The organism is Nodosilinea sp. FACHB-141 (genome assembly GCF_014696135.1).
GTDB lineage: Bacteria > Cyanobacteriota > Cyanobacteriia > Phormidesmidales > Phormidesmidaceae > Nodosilinea.
Window position 1 is genome coordinate 345,747 of record NZ_JACJPP010000011.1, and the last position, 14,276, is coordinate 360,022.

The 14,276-nt window shown below is 58.4% G+C and carries 14 protein-coding genes; 6 read left to right on the forward strand and 8 right to left on the reverse strand.

All coding sequences use genetic code 11. From position 1 onward, the window contains the following. Positions 1 to 109: 109 nt before the first annotated feature. Entirely contained in the window at positions 110 to 1,174 is a 1,065-nt protein-coding gene (locus H6F59_RS10140; protein WP_190523129.1) for an Mrp/NBP35 family ATP-binding protein, read from the reverse strand. A gap of 211 nt (positions 1,175 to 1,385) precedes the next feature. Next, the gene (locus tag H6F59_RS10145; protein WP_242021373.1) at positions 1,386 to 1,964 is read right to left on the reverse strand and encodes an SRPBCC family protein; all 579 of its coding nucleotides are present in this window, start codon (positions 1,962 to 1,964) and stop codon (positions 1,386 to 1,388) included. A 327-nt stretch (positions 1,965 to 2,291) separates the two neighbouring features. Here H6F59_RS10145 and hemF point away from each other — a divergent pair, with 327 nt between their 5' ends. The 6 genes from hemF (at position 2,292) to H6F59_RS10175 (ending at position 8,274) form a co-directional block, all read left to right on the forward strand. Further along, a complete protein-coding gene (hemF, locus tag H6F59_RS10150) occupies positions 2,292 to 3,332 on the forward strand; it encodes an oxygen-dependent coproporphyrinogen oxidase (RefSeq protein WP_190698497.1) in 1,041 nt (346 codons plus the stop codon). Between the two features lie 298 nt (positions 3,333 to 3,630). After that, the gene (locus tag H6F59_RS10155) at positions 3,631 to 3,921 is read left to right on the forward strand and encodes an HU family DNA-binding protein (RefSeq protein ID WP_073609394.1); all 291 of its coding nucleotides are present in this window, start codon (positions 3,631 to 3,633) and stop codon (positions 3,919 to 3,921) included. 8 nt (positions 3,922 to 3,929) lie between these two features. After that, the gene (cobD, locus tag H6F59_RS10160) at positions 3,930 to 5,045 is read left to right on the forward strand and encodes a threonine-phosphate decarboxylase CobD (protein WP_199325716.1); all 1,116 of its coding nucleotides are present in this window, start codon (positions 3,930 to 3,932) and stop codon (positions 5,043 to 5,045) included. A gap of 94 nt (positions 5,046 to 5,139) precedes the next feature. Beyond that, positions 5,140 to 6,684, forward strand: a complete 1,545-nt coding sequence (locus H6F59_RS10165; RefSeq protein ID WP_190698500.1) for an ABC transporter ATP-binding protein — start codon at positions 5,140 to 5,142, stop codon at positions 6,682 to 6,684. Positions 6,685 to 6,794: 110 nt separating this feature from the next. Next, a complete protein-coding gene (locus H6F59_RS10170) occupies positions 6,795 to 7,277 on the forward strand; it encodes a peptidoglycan-binding protein (RefSeq protein ID WP_190698504.1) in 483 nt (160 codons plus the stop codon). A 127-nt stretch (positions 7,278 to 7,404) separates the two neighbouring features. Next, positions 7,405 to 8,274 (forward strand): arylamine N-acetyltransferase, encoded by an 870-nt coding sequence (locus H6F59_RS10175; RefSeq protein WP_190698508.1) that lies wholly within the window; start codon positions 7,405 to 7,407, stop codon positions 8,272 to 8,274. A gap of 30 nt (positions 8,275 to 8,304) precedes the next feature. Here the strand turns inward: H6F59_RS10175 and H6F59_RS10180 are convergent, their stop codons facing one another. The 6 genes from H6F59_RS10180 to holA form a co-directional block, all read right to left on the reverse strand. Then, on the reverse strand, positions 8,305 to 8,865 hold the full coding sequence (locus tag H6F59_RS10180) for an FKBP-type peptidyl-prolyl cis-trans isomerase (RefSeq protein ID WP_190523138.1): 561 nt from the start codon (positions 8,863 to 8,865) through the stop codon (positions 8,305 to 8,307). A gap of 84 nt (positions 8,866 to 8,949) precedes the next feature. Continuing rightward, the gene (locus H6F59_RS10185) at positions 8,950 to 9,699 is read right to left on the reverse strand and encodes a winged helix-turn-helix domain-containing protein (protein ID WP_190523140.1); all 750 of its coding nucleotides are present in this window, start codon (positions 9,697 to 9,699) and stop codon (positions 8,950 to 8,952) included. Between the two features lie 223 nt (positions 9,700 to 9,922). Further along, positions 9,923 to 11,524: a HAMP domain-containing sensor histidine kinase gene (locus tag H6F59_RS10190; RefSeq protein ID WP_190698511.1), complete on the reverse strand. Its 1,602-nt coding sequence runs from the start codon at positions 11,522 to 11,524 to the stop codon at positions 9,923 to 9,925. Next, a complete protein-coding gene (obgE, locus tag H6F59_RS10195) occupies positions 11,460 to 12,503 on the reverse strand; it encodes a GTPase ObgE (RefSeq protein WP_190698518.1) in 1,044 nt (347 codons plus the stop codon). The genes H6F59_RS10190 and obgE overlap by 65 nt, the downstream gene beginning before the upstream one ends. Further along, positions 12,503 to 13,030 carry a DUF4168 domain-containing protein gene (locus H6F59_RS10200; RefSeq protein ID WP_190698521.1) on the reverse strand — a complete coding sequence of 176 codons (528 nt, stop codon included), beginning with the start codon at positions 13,028 to 13,030 and terminating at the stop codon, positions 12,503 to 12,505. The genes obgE and H6F59_RS10200 overlap by 1 nt, the downstream gene beginning before the upstream one ends. A 166-nt stretch (positions 13,031 to 13,196) precedes the next feature. Then, on the reverse strand, positions 13,197 to 14,183 hold the full coding sequence (holA, locus tag H6F59_RS10205; protein WP_190698524.1) for a DNA polymerase III subunit delta: 987 nt from the start codon (positions 14,181 to 14,183) through the stop codon (positions 13,197 to 13,199). Positions 14,184 to 14,276 lie beyond the last annotated feature (93 nt).

A 14,276-nucleotide genomic window follows, 5' to 3' on the forward strand; every position in this document is an offset into this window, starting at 1 on the left:
GCCTACCAGTTCGCCCAATTGATTATGCCAAGAACAAGCGGCAGAAGGTGCAAGGCGTAGGGTTCAAGGGACGACCTTAAACCCTATACCTTGCACCCTAAACCCCAACCTAAGACGCCAACGCCGCCACAGACACCCGAGCCGCCACCTGCTGGGCCATAGCTCGCAGCGCCTTAGCGCTCTCGGACTCAGGGTGCTGCACCACAATGGGTATGCCCTGGTCGCCGCCCTCGCGCACCGCCATCTCCAGCGGAATGCAGCCCAGCACCGGCAGGTCTAGCTCTTTAGACAGCAGCTCGCCGCCGCCAGAGCCAAAGATGTCGTAGCGCTTGTCGGGCGCGTCGGGGGGAATAAACACGCTCATGTTTTCGACAATGCCCAGCACCGGCACCTGGAGCTGCTGGAACATCTTCAGCCCTCGACGAGCGTCAGAAATAGCCACCGACTGAGGGGTAGAGACGATCACCGCTCCGGCCATGGGCACTGCCTGGGCCAGGGTGAGCTGGGCGTCGCCCGTGCCGGGGGGCAAATCCACAATTAAATAGTCCAACTCGCCCCACTCCACCTGGTAGAGAAACTGGCGAATAATGCCGTTGAGCATGGGGCCGCGCCAGATCACCGGCTGGTCGCGATCGATTAAGAAGCCCATCGACACCATTTTGACGCCGTGGTTGAAGGCGGGCTCTAGCACTTCTCCCTGCTTGACCACCACCTGAGCCTCGGTCAGACCCATCATGATCGGCGCGTTGGGGCCATAGATATCGGCGTCGATCAGGCCGACCTTTGAGCCCATTTGCGCCAGGGAAACGGCCAAGTTCACAGCTACGGTACTCTTGCCCACGCCGCCCTTGCCGCTAGAAACCGCAATGATATTTTTGACGCCGCCAATGCCGGTGCGATCGGGCAGGGCCTTTTGCTGGGGCGTCTCGGCGGTGACGTCTACCTTGACTGTTTCCACCCCCGGCAGCGATCGCACGGCTTTCTGACAGTCTTCAACGATGAACTCGCGCAGGGGGCAGGCGGGGGTAGTCAGCACCAGGGTGAAGCTGACAGTGCCGTCTGCAATCGCCACATTGCGGATCATATTGAGATCTACCAGGCTTTTTTGCAGCTCCGGGTCTTGCACCGGGCGCAGCACGTCTAAAACAGAAGCTTCGGAGAGGGTTGGGCTCATGGAGTTGAGGGAGTGGCCAGCAAGTTAAAGAATGGACGACATCGACAGTAGACGGCTTTGAATCACCAACCCTAGTAAACAATTGTTGGCGATCGGTAGAGTGGGCATTGCCCAACGCTGCTCATCTCGCACGTCACGAGATTAAGCAAACCATCCCCTATCTTAAGCTGCCCGGTCGCCCCTTGAGCACAAGTGCTTAGGGCAAGCGGTGCTACCAAACTTGAAAGCGAGAGTTGGGGCCGTTGAGCAGATTGGGGTGCTCAGCGGCTTCGGCCAAGGCCGAGGCCACCTTGGCGGCGTAGGGACGCAGCAGCGACCAGGCCAGGGGCGACAGCCACCCCCGTAGGGTGACTGAGTAAGAAATCTGAGTGCCCCGCACGGTGGATTTGAGGTGGTAGGTGACCCGCTCTTCCAGGCCGGGAATAGGTAATACCCGCACGCTCATCAGTTCATGGGGCTGCACCCGTTCTACAAAAATCTTGACAGGAATGGGACAAATTCTGGTGAATGCTCGGTAGATTAGCCCCGGCTTAGGTTTTAGCCCCTGGGGCGCATTGGTGCTGGTCAGCAACGGGTGCCAGGAAACATCAGCTAGGTTCATGATCGTCTGCCAGAGAGTCTCAACCGAGGCAGTGCTGACGATTAGATAAGACTTTTCCAGCTGCTGCTGCACCTGCACCCAGCGATGGATCAGGTGCAGGAGGGTCAAAAACGGGCGTGGAAAACGCCCGACGCTAAACATGGCGACGCCCTCCATCGCTGACCCGCCAGGCTGGAGCTTGGCGGCCATAACAAGTTGAGGGGGCTGGCAAGACGATCATGGCGGGCGTTACGGGGGCAAAAAAAGCTGGGCTAGGCCGAATTGTCGTTACAGAACGTTGCGTTTCTAAACATTTTTCTCAACCTGGCGGATGAGGTTGGTGTTGGGTCGGGTTTCACGGTAGCGTGTGAAAACTGGGTACCGTGACATGGTGTTGCCTAAGGCCAAACTGCCTAGACGGCCATCGGGCAAATACAGGCAGCGGGAAAAATTGGATCCGCAAACCCTGTTTAGGCCATTCCACAGTGTGACATATTCGACCCGGTGCCGACATAACATATTGTTTTCTCCACGCCCATGACCACCACCCCTGTTTCTAAGCCCGCTGCTACCAATACCGCACCTCCAACGGATTCTCGCGATCGCGTCAGCGCTATGCTGAAGCAGCTGCAAGACAGCATTTGTCAAAAGCTAGAGACCCTCGATGGCGGTGCCCAATTTCAGCAAGACGCCTGGGAGCGGCCCGAGGGCGGCGGCGGGCGATCGCGCGTGATCAAGCAGGGCAATATCTTTGAGCAGGGCGGCGTTAACTTTTCTGAAGTGTGGGGCGACCACCTGCCGCCGTCGATTTTGGTACAGCGCCCCGAAGCGGCAGGCCACCGTTTCTATGCCACCGGCACCTCCATGGTGCTGCACCCCCGCAACCCGTTCATCCCGACGGTACACCTCAACTATCGCTACTTTGAGGCTGGCCCAGTGTGGTGGTTTGGCGGCGGCATCGACCTCACCCCCTACTACCCCTTCGACGAAGACGTGGTGCATTTTCACCAGACGCTGAAGGATACCTGCGATCGCCACAATCCCAACTACTACAAGGTCTTCAAACCCTGGTGCGACGAGTACTTCTACCTCAAGCACCGCGGCGAGACCCGGGGCGTGGGCGGTATTTTCTTTGACTACCAGGACGGTCAGGGGATGCTCTACCGAGGTCCCGATGCGGACAAAGCCGCTGATCAAACCAGCCAGGGCATTGGCGAGCTTCCCCCCCGCAGTTGGGACGACCTGTTTACCTTTGCCCGCGACTGCGGCAACGCCTTCCTACCGGCCTACGTACCCATTGTGGAGCGTCGCCACGCTACGGAGTACAGCGAGCACCAGCGGCAGTTTCAGCTCTACCGCCGGGGTCGCTACGTCGAGTTCAACCTGGTGTATGACCGGGGCACGATCTTTGGTCTGCAAACCAATGGGCGCACCGAGTCGATTCTGATGTCGCTGCCCCCGCTGGTGCGCTGGGAATACGGCTATACCCCCGAGCCTGAGAGCCCTGAAGCTCGGCTATACGACGTATTTCTTAAGCCCCAGGATTGGGTTAACTGGTCGGGTAGCCCTGCTAGCTAGACTGACATCAAACCTCTGTATCCCTTAATAGGCAAGGGCTTGGAACATTGCCCTAGACCGCTTAGCAGCAGTGGTCTAGGGCTTTTAGTTGTTTAGATTTCTTAAAAAACCCCGGAATCCACATAAATTAAAGGTTTTGGCGATCCACTTTTCTAGGGATGCCCTTAGAATGGGGCAGTGAAATTCTGAATTGACAGGGGTTTCAGCCGTTTTGGCTGCCGGGGCCGTTGTACGTGCTCTGGGTCTATCGTCAAATTGCGGCTGCTATCCCAGTGTTCTTTGCCCATAGGAGACAGTTATGAACAAAGCTGAACTCGTTGATAAGGTGGCTGAGAAAGCCTCTGCCGGCGATAAGTCTATGACCAAAAAAGACGTTGACTCGGTGATTACGGCCACCATTGACGCCATTATGGAAGCTGTTGCTACAGGCGAAAAAGTCACCCTAGTAGGGTTTGGCTCCTTTGAGCGCCGCGAACGCAAAGAGCGGGAAGGGCGCAACCCTAAAACCGGCGACACCATGGTAATTCCAGCAACCAAGGTACCTGCATTTTCCGCTGGCAAACTGTTTAAAGAAAAAGTGGCCAAGTAACCGCCCCCTTGACTTTCATCCCGTCTGCTCCCACAGCTTCAATTCGACCCGTTCACGGGGGAAACCTGGTCTGGGCGGCTGCGATCGCCAACTGTTCCCCCGATTCTCTTATAGACTTTTCGGCCAGCATTAATCCCCTAGGGCCGCCCGAGTCGGTAGTCCTAGCTATGGCCGAGGCCCTGGGGCAGCTGCGCCACTATCCCGACCCCGACTACGTTGCGTTGCGCCGTGCCCTGGCCAGCTACCACCAGGTGCCTGCCGACTGGGTGCTGCCTGGTAACGGTGCGGCTGAACTGCTCACCTGGGCCGCCCGAGATCTAGCTGAAGGGCCTGCTGCGGTGGGTTGCCACCTATTGACTCCGGCCTTTGGTGACTATGGACGCGCCTTATCAGCCTTTGGGGTTCCTATTCAGCCCTGGCCGCTTTCTCTAGAAGAGATTGCGGAGCATGGTACCGTTCAAAGCGCCATCTCCTGGCCTAATGCCGAGTCAGCCGGCATCTTAATCAACAATCCCCACAACCCCACTGGCCGTTTATTCAGCATAGATAGCCTTAAGCCTCTGCTCGATCGCGCTGGCGCCGTGATTGTGGATGAAGCCTTTATGGATTTTTTGCCGCCGGACGAGCAGCAGTCGTTAGTCGGTGAACTTGATCGCTACTCGAATCTGGTGGTGCTCAGGTCACTGACCAAGTTTTATACCCTGCCGGGTCTGCGCATTGGCTACGCCTTGGGCCACCCCGACCGCCTGCGCCGCTGGCAGCGCTGGCGCGACCCCTGGCCGGTGAATGCCCTGGCGGCGGCGGCGGCGATCGCAGCGGTGCAGGATAAGTCCTTTCAAACCCGCACTTGGGATTGGTTGCCCCCCGTCCGTACCGCACTGCTCGAAGGTTTGCAGGCCATTCCTGAGCTACGGCCCTTGGTAGGAGCCGCCAACTTCCTATTGGTTAAAACCACGATTCCTGCCCCGATACTGCAAGAAAAACTTCTGCGCAGCCATCACGTGCTGATTCGCGACTGTTTAAGTTTCCCTGAGCTAGGGGCAGACTACTTTCGGGTGGCGGTGCGCACCGCTGATGAAAATGAGCGTTTGCTAACAGCTCTGGGCCAGGCTGTGGCTGTATGATGCCCTCAATCTTGGCATCGGGCCTAGGCCAACCGGTCTGGGAGTCTTGGATAGTTGCCCTGTAGCGATTCCCGTCGAGATTTTTGAGCTACCTATGACCACCGTTGCTCTGCCTCTGCTGCACCTTAGTTCACCCCCCGAACTCAAGGTGGTGAACATGACCAAGCGGTTTGGTAGCCTAGTGGCCCTCAACGACGTCACCCTCACCCTCAAACCCGGCACCTTTCACGGGCTGCTGGGGGAAAACGGGGCCGGTAAAAGCACCCTAGTGAAGTGCATTATGGGCTTTTACTCACCTACTGCTGGACAAATCCTGGTCAATGATCAGGTTTACCCGATCAAAAGCCCTAAGGATGCCCACGGCTGCGGCATTGGCATGGTGTACCAGCACTTTACCTCGGTGCCCGCCATGACGGTGGCCGAAAACCTGGTGCTTAGCCGCTACGATCGCACCCAGGTAATCAACTGGAACCGCGAGTACGCTGCCCTGCGCACCTTTATGGAGCGATCGCCCTTTCAGGTCGACCTCGACACGCCTGTAGGTCAGTTGGCGGCGGGGCAAAAGCAAAAGCTCGAAATTCTCAAGCAGCTCTACCTGCAAAGCCGCATTCTCATTTTAGACGAACCCACCTCAGTGCTCACCCCCGACGAGGCCGACGAGGTGCTGGGGCTGCTGCGCCAGGAGGTGCGGTTGGGCCACCTCAGCGTGCTGCTGATCACCCACAAGTTTCGCGAAGTGCTGGCCTTTACCGATGAGGTGACGGTGCTGCGCAAGGGCCATCTGGCGGGCCACGGGACCGTGGCCGACCTGACCGTGGCCGATATGGCCCGCATGATGCTGGGAGCCGAGCGGGTGACCAAGACAGTCGATAAAGCCCCAGTTGCAAAGCGCCATCCCGTGCTGACGGTGCATGGCTTAGAGGCGCTCAAAGACAACGGCCTACCCGCCTTTGGCCCCCTCGACCTGACGGTGCACAGCGGCGAAATTGTCGGCATTGCCGGGGTTTCGGGCAACGGCCAGCGGGAGCTGGTGGAGGTGCTGGCAGGGCAGCGATCGCCCACCCATGGCCACATCGAGGTCAACGGTGACCCCTACCGCGCCACCCGGAGCGAAATGTTTAGCCACGGCGTCTGCACTCTGCCCGAGGAGCCCCTGCGCAACGCCTGCGTGCCCGGTATGTCCGTAGCCGAAAACATGGCCCTGCGCACCTTCGATCGCCCTCCCCAAGCCCGCGCTCGCCTGTGGCTAATGCTCGGGGCTATCCGCAAGGCGGCTGAGGGATTAATTGCGGCATTCTCTGTCAAGACCCCCTCCCCCGATACCCCGATTCAAAACCTGTCGGGGGGCAACGTGCAGCGGGCGGTGCTGGCGCGGGAGCTGTCGTCCCCCGACGTCAATCTGCTGATTGCCGCCAACCCCTGCGTCGGCCTCGATTTTCAGGCTGTAGAGCAGATCCACAATGCCTTAGTGGAAGCCCGCAACCGCGGAGTAGCAGTGCTGCTGGTGAGCGAAGATCTCGACGAACTGCTGGCCTTGAGCGATCGCATTCTGGTGATTAGCGACGGCCAGTTTGTCTACGAGAGCCCCGTTGAGCAGGCCGACATCGCCGACATTGGCCACAAAATGGCTGGTCACTAATGCCTTTGGGGGTTTTCCCCCTCGTGGAGCCGGTCTAGCAGCGGGTAAACTACAGATCTAGCTTTGTTGCATGCTTTGTTGATACCGTACCAACACAGGCGAGTCAGACTATGGGTGAATCGTTAACGCAGCAAATTCCAGGCATTGCCGACGCCGACTGTTTGGCTCTGGTGCAAGAATACTGCCGATTGGCGGTTCGCCCCAGCCTTAGCGATACCGAAGGCCAGCGCCTTGACGAGCTGCTTGCCCTCGCCGAAGACGATGGCCGCCTCGACTTTTGGATTAACGAAGCCGACCACTTCATCGACCACGCTATTGGTCTGGGCAGCGCCACGCGGGTCTACGCCTCGGTGAACGAAAATCTCAAGGCGCGGCTGCGCGAACTGCTCGACCTCACCCAGACGGCTAACCCCGGCGATAAAGCCCTAGAGCTGCTTGAAGAGCTAGATGAAAGTCTGGCCGAGGGCGCTCGCCAGGTGCAGCAGCAGCTGGCCAAGCGCGGCTATGACCCTGGCCCGGTAGATGGGGTGGCGGGGCCTAAAACCCAGCGCGCTCTGCGAGACTTCCAGCGGTCTAAAGACTCTAGCCGCTGAGGTTAGCCCAGTCATCCGTTGACCTGATGCTTTTTCGGAGCCACTAGGCGATCGCCTGACGCTGACACTGCCAAGTCGTGGGTTGTCGGGGCAACAGGATTTTTGAGCTAGTTTGGGAGCGACAGCTATGGCACAAGATTCCCTCAACAACGCAGAGTCGGCGACTCTCGATCTAAAGGCTTATTTTGATCGCATTGACTGTGGTGCTTTGGGCCAAGCCTTCCAGAATGGAACGCTTGCGCCTACCTTAGATACCCTTAAAACCATTCACCAAGGCCATACCAGCACCATTGCCTTTGAGAATCTCAGCTCATTTTTCCACCAGCCCGTGTCCCTCGACCTGGATGCCCTGCAGCAGAAACTCATCCATGACCAGCGAGGCGGCTACTGTTTTGAGCAAAATCTGCTGCTGCGATCGGTGCTTGTGGCTCTAGGCTTTCAAGTTACAAACTTGGCCGCCCGCGTGCGGTGGAATCTGCCAGAGGACATCATCACGCCCCGCAGCCACATGCTGCTGAAAGTAGATATTGATGAAACTTCGTACATTGTCGACGTGGGCTTTGGCGGTCTAACGATGACAGAACCGCTCACCCTAGTGCCAGAGCGGCCACAATCTACCCCCCATGAGCCCTACCGCCTGACGGTAGCTGGCCAGACCTACTGCTTAGAAGCCCAACTCAACCAGGTGTGGAAACCGCTGTACTGCTTTGACCTGCAAGCACAGCAGCGCTGCGACTACGAAGTGAGCAATTGGTACGTATCCACCTATCCTCAATCGCTGTTTGTCAATGCGCTGATTGCGGCTCGACCTGGGGATGGCTGCCGCTATGCCCTGCTCAACAACCAGTTGACCACGCGCTATCTCGACGGCCGCTCTGAGCAGCGTCTGTTGACCACCGCCACCGAATTGCACGACGTGTTGAGCGATCAGTTTGGGCTGCGGGTGCCCGAGACCCTAGATCTACAGCAAGCCCTAGAACGCTTCGCGGCATCCTAGGGCTTGCTTAGGGGAATTTGTGCTGGAAGGTTAACCGATACGCAGCAGTTCCACATCAAAGAGCAGGGTGGCGTTGGGGGGAATCACACCCCCAGCGCCACGGCTGCCATAACCCAGTTCCGAGGGAATTACCAGCTTACGCTGACCACCTACCCGCATGGTGCCAACTCCTTCATCCCAGCCTTTGATCACCTGGCCCACCCCAATTTGAAAGGTGAAGGGGCGACCGCGATCGCGGGAACTGTCAAATTTAGTTCCGTTTTCAAGGGTGCCGGTGTAGTGCACCGTAACCCGCTGCCCCGGCTGAGGCATGGCCCCTGTACCTTCAACAACGTCAACGTACTGTAGGCCAGAGTCGGTGGTCACCAAATTCTCTTCGGGCATCATGGTCGAGGCATCCTCATCGGCGGGAACTAGGTCAGCAGCAGCCTGGGCAAGTTGAGCAACGGGCGCAGCTATGACCTCTTCGGCAACCTGGAGATTGTCTAAACTTGCGGCCATGGCCTCGGGTTGGGGGCTGGTAAATTGAGCTACCAGCAGCACTACGCAGCAGGCTGCCAAAACTCCCAGGCTAATCAAAATTTCTCGCACGGCGTATCTCCCATTGCAGCTTGAGTTTTACCGATCATATCGCCTCTAGCGGCCCTAAGGGAAACCATCTACCTCCTTGCTCCCTTACCCAAACCGATACCCAAATCCTCGCAGCGTCGTCACGTACTGCGGGTGGGCTGGGTCGTGCTCAATCTTTTCGCGCAGCCAGCGAATGTGCACGTCTACGGTTTTGCGATCGCCCACAAAATCGGCTCCCCACACCGTCTGAATCAGCTCTTCCCGCGACCAAACCCGGTTAGGGCTCTGCATAAACAGTTCCAGAATGCGAAACTCCTTAGGCGATAGATTCACCTCTTGCCCCGCCACCAGCACCCTAAACTCTGTGGCGTGGAGCACGATGTCGCGGTAGGTCAGAATGGCTTTATCGGGCTGCGTCGCTGACCACTGGTATCGCCGCAGTAGGGCACGACAGCGAGCAATCAGTTCGCGCATGCCAAAGGGCTTGGGCAAGTAGTCGTCGGCGCCCACCTCCAAACCCACTACCCGATCCATCTCAGTTCCCTTAGCGCTCAAAATCAGAATCGGCATGTCCAGATTGTGGTGGCGCATCATCCGACAGATGTCGAGCCCGTTAACGCCGGGCAGCATGAGGTCAACAATGGCTAAATCAATGTCCAAGCCGGCAAAATTATCCCCAGCCGCTGGAAACATCAGCTCCAGGGCGCGATGGCCTGACTCGGCAGTGACCACTTGATAGCCCTGCTCCGTCAGCGCCAGAGCTACGGTTTCGCGAATTAGGTCTTCGTCGTCAATGATTAAAATACGCTCTTGCACTGTCGACAACGACGATCGACCGGGAGAAATTTTTTGCACAGCACAGCCAGCCTAACGGAGCGTGAACAGACGCAGGCAGACTGCGCACCACGGTCGATCGCTTCCCGTAGAGACTAGCTTGTAACCCAGGGAGTGCTCGTCAACCGTGGCGTTTGCCCGCCGCCCAGTTGGCGGCTCGGCGTCTGCACCACTCCGCTATCGTGTCGGACTTAGCTTAAGGAAACATCGGGTTCTGGTTAAGCTTACGTAAACTTGCCCCTGTCTACCGTTGACAGACGCTCTCAGCCGCAGCTGGGTAACCCAACTCTGACTGCGCTTTGGTGGTCTCCAACCCCGGCAGCAGCACCATCAGCCGACAGTCACTATCCCCACTTCCCTGGATGAGCAGCTGCCCGCCGTGACGCTGCACCAGGTGCTGACCCAGCAAGATGCCGAGCAGAGAGCGAGGGGGTTGACGAGGCACTGGAGAAGCCTGAAGAACGGTCACTACCTCCTGGGGTAGCCCCTCCCCTAGCCAAGGGTTAGACAGCCACAGGGCCAGGGCCAGGGTCTTGCCCCGCCGACAGGCATGGACGCGTAGAGCACCGTTTTCCCCGGCCACTTGCATGATGCTGAAGATCAGGTGATACAAGATTTGCTTCACCACGCGCTGGTCTAAGATCCAGTGGTTTTCGCCGGGTTCTACAGAGAGGTGGAGGGTTTGGGCGCTGGCTTCGGCCAGGGGAGCAAGGGTGGCTAGCACCTGCTGACCTAGGGATTCAATATCGACAGCGGTAGCCACCAGGTCAAAGCGTTCGGTCTCCAGGGGGTTGAGATCGATGATTTCTTCTACCAAAGCCATCAAAATCTGGCTGCTGCGGTGCACAATGTCGGTGTATTCGCGCTGTTTGGGGGTGAGGGGGCCGTAGATCTCCCGGCTGAGCATGGTGGTCATGCCGAGCACCGTGGTCAGGGGGCTACGCAGATCCTGGGTGAGCTGACTAATTAGGTTGAGGCGCACTTGATCTACCAGAGACTCTAAGGGAGCCTGAGGGGTAGGAATTAGGCAGGTGGCCCGATGGCATTCATACTCGCTCATGCCCCAACGAGCTGCCATTGCTAGAAACCCTAGCTCTTGGGCGGTGAACGCTCTCGGCTGCACATCCATTACAGCCAGGGTGCCAATGCAGGTGCCCTGGCCAGTCATAAGCGGCACTCCGCCATAGGCTCTAATGCCATAGGCCACGACTAAATTGTTTTGGGCCAAAACTGGGTTCTCAAGCGTGTCGGTCACCAGCAGAGGCTGCTCGCTGTCGAGAATGTGGACTCCAAACCCCTCCAAGAGAGGAAGCTGGCGCTGCTGCGATAGGGGGTTGCCTACTCCTAGGGAGGACAATCCGTGGGCCGCTCGCACGTACTCGGTCTGGCTGTCGGCCAAGGTAACCACGGCGATGGGGACGCCGAGGAAGCGAGCCGCCATCTGGACGGCCTCTTCCCAGGCGGGGATGCTGCTGGGGGAGCTGAGCTCAAGGGTAGCGATCGCCTGGCTGCGCCGCTGCTGACGCTCAGCCCAGGACAGACCTTGGAGGGAACAACAGGGCCAGATTTGCGGGTGAACTGCCGCTTCATTTGCCGCTTTACCTTCGGGCACCACTGGAAACACGGAAACGCTCATGGCCAAAGCCCAATCCCTGATGAAACACAGGCTTAGCATGCCCGACGGGGATGGCTGAAGTAACGGTAGATGGGGGCAGACGGTATCTTTACGTACCGTCTGTGGGTTCTGGGTATAGGCGCTGGTGCTGAGGTTGCGATCGCGCTCAGTCTTGGGGTATAGCAAAGACCGTCGCTTCTGCCGCTGCCGCTGCTGCTTTGGCCTGGTCAAGCAGATCCCAAATCTGCTGAAGCATGGGGCCTAAGCCCGTACCGGCCACGGCTGAAATGCCATACACTGGCCCCGGCACCAGCGTTTCGAACTGGTGGATAAGCTCGGCTAGGGCTTCAGGGGTGAGGGCATCGACTTTGTTGAGGGCCAAAACCTGGGGGCGATCGCTTAAGTCGCGTCCGTAGGCTGCTAGCTCCTGCTGGATGGTTTGGAAGTTCTCTACCGGCTGCTCGGCAGTGGCATCGACCACGTGCAGCAGCAGTCGAGTGCGCTCAATGTGGCGCAAAAACTCGTGGCCTAGCCCTAACCCCTGGTGCGCCCCTTCAATTAGGCCAGGAATGTCGGCGAACACGGTGCCGTCGCCCGAAGGACGGCGCACCACCCCCAAATTGGGAATTAGAGTTGTAAACGGGTAGTCGGCAATTTTGGGCCGTGCCGCTGACAGGGCTGAAATTAGGGTTGATTTGCCGGCATTGGGCAGGCCGACGATACCGACCTCGGCCAGCAGCTTAAGTTCTAAGCGCAGCCGCCGCTCTTCGCCAGGCAGCCCAGGCAGGGCGTGCTCTGGGGCGCGGTTGCGGTTACTGAGAAAATGGCGGTTGCCCAGTCCTCCCTTGCCCCCCTGGGCCACACAGAGCAACTGGCCAGGCTCGACTAAATCGCCCATCAACTGATCGGTGGCGACATCGTAGATGGCGGTGCCGCAGGGAACATCGAGATATAGATCGACTCCGGCGGCACCAGTCATGTTTTTGGTGCCGCCCCGCTGACCGTTGTCGGCCTTAAATCGGTGGGCGTAGCGAAAATCAAGCAGGGTTTGGAGCTGCTGGGTAGCCCGCAGATAGATTGACCCACCAGGGCCGCCGTTGCCCCCCGCTGGCCCGCCAGCGGGAACGTACTTTTCACGCCGAAAGGCGACAGCGCCATCACCGCCGTCGCCGGCAATGACCTCAACTTCAGCTTGGTCGATAAACTGCATTATTCAGCGCCGTTGACAGATTGTTGCTGAAGCTGGATCATTGCTGCCCGAATTTGCTCAGCCAAAGCCTGATCTTGGGGATAGGTGGCCGTGATCCGGTTGAACAGTCGCCCTGGCAGCCCGTGGGACTGCACAATTTCGCTGGCCCGGTTGCAGTAGTTGACGATGATCGTGCGGATGTCGCCGCGCAGGTTGCGGGGCAGCTGGTTGAGGTTGGCGGTACCAGTGCAGGACATATCAATGCTACTGATGTCATGGCTGGTGCCGGTTAGCAGGGTCTTGATTTGGCTCAAGGCCTCGTTGCGTGGGGCTTCCATCTCAAGAATTGAGGCGGCGTAGGCCGTTACTTCCTCAGACGAGACCGAACTGTTTTGGGCTTGGGCTGCGGCTCCCAAGGTGACGTTGCCCGTGGCTGTGGGAATAGAAACGCCCGCGCCACCGGCTAGCATGGTCAAGCTGGCGATCGCAGTGGCCAAGACCAGGGTGCGACGGTGAGCAGATAAAGGGTAAGTCAATAAGTGAATCATTATGTTCATATCTCCTGTGCTGGTATCAACCAGAATGGCCCTGTGCTCCAACAAAAAAGAAGGCTCTCAAAGCAAAACTCTTTTTGGGTAAACGCCACCCTCGGCGCGATCGCTCGAATCTCACAGCCCAGACGGGATAGCGTCCCTGTGAGTTCCAGCGGTGAGGCTAGGCACTACCGGGCCTAAACAACCGACAAAGTTCTATCACTTTTGTGTGTAGAGTAGCGCGTTCATCCCGGCCCTGCTTTAGATCAGACTCTAATTCTAGTAGCAAAGGCAAACTCCGTTGCAATTGGGTGAGACTCAGCGATCGCACCTCTTGTTTTAAGAAGTAAATTCGCTTGGGATTAGCGATCTCTGCTGCCGCCGCCACCTCGGCGTCGCTGGCTACCCCAACTAGGGCCTTAAGCCACAGCCACAGCCGAAACTGGCTAACTAGAGTGGCCACAATGCGCAGGGCGGGCTCGTTGCGATCGAGCAGGTCGTTGACTAACCCCAGGGCGGTGGGGGTATCGCCCTGCTTGAGGACCTGGGCTAGCTTGAGGCTGGTCTGGGTCGATACCGTCACCAGCTCTGCGGCCACGGCGGGGGGAATAGGCTGCGGGTTTGCCCCCCAATACAGGGCCAACTTCTCCAGCTCTAAGTGGAGCTGGCGGGTGTCGTTGCCCACTGCTTCTGTCAGCAGATCGAGGGTGCCAGACTCCAGGTTCATGCCCCGTTCCTTGGCTACGGCGGCGACCTGCTGGTGAATCTGATCAGTTTTCCAGGGGGGAATGGTGGCAAACTCGCGCACCTCACCCCAGGTTTTAAAGAATTTCGTGAACTTGGCCCGGCCATCGGGCTTAGCAGTGCTGGTGAGCAACAGCACCGAGGTGTCGGGCAGCTGGGGTAGGGTGCGCTCAAACTCGGCCAGAACAGGGTCTGGGCAGCGTTGCCCCAGGTTGGTATTCATTAGCCACACTAGCCGCTGGCCCTCGCCAAAGGGAGGCGTCATGGCCTGGTTGAGGGCCTGGGACGGACCGTTGGCGGCCTCTGCTGGCACCACATCGTAATTAAAGCTGGCCCAGGCCTCGTTTAAGGTGCGCTGGCGTAGGGTTTGGACGGCCTTTTGGAGAGCAAAGTCGTCGTCGCCCCAGAAGTAGTAGGCGGGCATGGGAGGTGAGGGAGTGGATGAGTAGGAGAGTGGATGGGTGGATGAGTAAGTGGAGGGAGATGGGGACGGTGGGGGAGTGGGGGGTGTGGGATG

Coding starts and splice junctions, on each gene's coding strand:
- hemF (WP_190698497.1), top strand. CDS start 2,292: ATGACCACCACCCCTGTTTCTAAGCCCGCTGCTACCAATACCGCACCT.
- H6F59_RS10145 (WP_242021373.1), bottom strand. CDS start 1,964: ATGGCCGCCAAGCTCCAGCCTGGCGGGTCAGCGATGGAGGGCGTCGCC.
- H6F59_RS10155 (WP_073609394.1), top strand. CDS start 3,631: ATGAACAAAGCTGAACTCGTTGATAAGGTGGCTGAGAAAGCCTCTGCC.
- H6F59_RS10175 (WP_190698508.1), top strand. CDS start 7,405: ATGGCACAAGATTCCCTCAACAACGCAGAGTCGGCGACTCTCGATCTA.
- holA (WP_190698524.1), bottom strand. CDS start 14,183: ATGCCCGCCTACTACTTCTGGGGCGACGACGACTTTGCTCTCCAAAAG.
- obgE (WP_190698518.1), bottom strand. CDS start 12,503: ATGCAGTTTATCGACCAAGCTGAAGTTGAGGTCATTGCCGGCGACGGC.
- H6F59_RS10140 (WP_190523129.1), bottom strand. CDS start 1,174: ATGAGCCCAACCCTCTCCGAAGCTTCTGTTTTAGACGTGCTGCGCCCG.
- H6F59_RS10200 (WP_190698521.1), bottom strand. CDS start 13,030: ATGATTCACTTATTGACTTACCCTTTATCTGCTCACCGTCGCACCCTG.
- H6F59_RS10170 (WP_190698504.1), top strand. CDS start 6,795: ATGGGTGAATCGTTAACGCAGCAAATTCCAGGCATTGCCGACGCCGAC.
- H6F59_RS10165 (WP_190698500.1), top strand. CDS start 5,140: ATGACCACCGTTGCTCTGCCTCTGCTGCACCTTAGTTCACCCCCCGAA.